This window comes from Oleiphilus sp. HI0125 (genome assembly GCF_001635355.1).
Genome location: NZ_LWGF01000766.1, coordinates 1 through 1386 on the forward strand (window position 1 = coordinate 1; position 1386 = coordinate 1386).

The following is a 1386-nucleotide window of genomic DNA, read 5'->3' on the forward strand; positions in this document are numbered from 1 at the left end:
GGCATAGAGCCCGAACTGAGCGAACACTAAGAGAGCGAAAATACGACATAAATCACCTTGATAGACTTTTGTTTTGTTATAGCGTCCTAGAATAAGTCAGCTGAGGTGCGAATTAAAGATGAAATATGTTTCGTTGTTTTAAGGATCTTTCGTTTGTAACTCTCTCGAAAATTCTCTCAAACAAATTTTTACGTAAGAGCTAAGCAATACAAAAACTAACGACTACGCTTAAGGGCGCAAAAAAGCTTGCTTGGGAAAACATAATGAAGAAAGGCGCTCTTCTTAACTCTGACGTTTCACATCTCATTGCCAGTATGGGACATGGTGATGAAATGACGATAGCCGATGCCGGTTTACCGATCCCTGATGACGTAGAACGTATCGATTTGGCATTAACGCATGGCGTACCGAGCTTTGAGGATACAGTGCGAACGGTTCTATCGGAACTGCAAGTCGAGGCGGTGTTCATCGCGCATGAAATAAAAGAGCATAACCCTTCTGCCCACCAGATTTTGGAAGGCTTACTTGATGATGCAGAGCGTGATCAAGGCGCTGATATTTCTCGTCATTATGTTAGTCATGAGGAGTTCAAAGACATAAGTTGCGATAGTTTAGCGGTCGTTCGGACGGGCGAGTGCAGCCCATATGCCAATGTCATATTTCAATCAGGCGTTGTGTTTTGAGTGCAGCGCTCTTAGGGATGGGATGATGACTGAGGCTATTTTACAACTGAAAGATATTGAGAAGTCTTTCCCTGGAGTGAAAGCTTTAGATAAAGCTTGTTTGAGTGTTTACCCCGGGCGGGTGATGGCCTTAATGGGTGAAAACGGCGCAGGAAAAAGCACAATGATGAAAGTGCTAACTGGCATCTACAGCTCTGACGGTGGGAGCGTTCATTATCAAGGCGAAACGGTTTCTTTCTCTGGTCCACGTGAATCGCAAGAAGTGGGGATCAGTATTATCCATCAAGAATTGAATCTCGTTCCCGAGCTAACCATCGCCGAAAACATATTCTTAGGACGCGAACCGACCAATGCCTTTGGCAAAATTCAATGGAAGAAAATGTTTGAACATGCCGATCAGCTCTTGGCGCGTTTAAATGTTCCATACAGTTCCAAAGCCTTGCTAGGCACCTTGCGTTTTGGCGAACAGCAAATGGTCGAAATCGCCAAAGCGCTCTCGTTTGAGTCCAAGGTGATCATCATGGATGAACCGACGGATGCTCTTACCGATAAAGAAACCAAATCTCTTTTCAAAGTCATTGATGAATTACGCGCGCAGCAATGCGGCATTGTGTATATCTCGCACAGGATTAAAGAGATCTTTGAAATGTGCGACGACATTACGGTGCTAAGAGATGGCAAGTTTATTCGGGAACTTTTAGTG

At 44.3% G+C, this 1386-nt stretch carries 2 protein-coding genes; both read left to right on the forward strand.

The window, feature by feature from the left end; genetic code table 11:
- Window positions 1-263 precede the first annotated feature (263 nt).
- Entirely contained in the window at window positions 264-683 is a 420-nt protein-coding gene (gene rbsD, locus A3762_RS12035; protein ID WP_068755745.1) for a D-ribose pyranase, read from the forward strand.
- A gap of 25 nt (window positions 684-708) precedes the next feature.
- On the forward strand, window positions 709-1386 hold a 678-nt coding region (locus tag A3762_RS12040; RefSeq protein WP_156493420.1), incomplete at its 3' end, for an ATP-binding cassette domain-containing protein.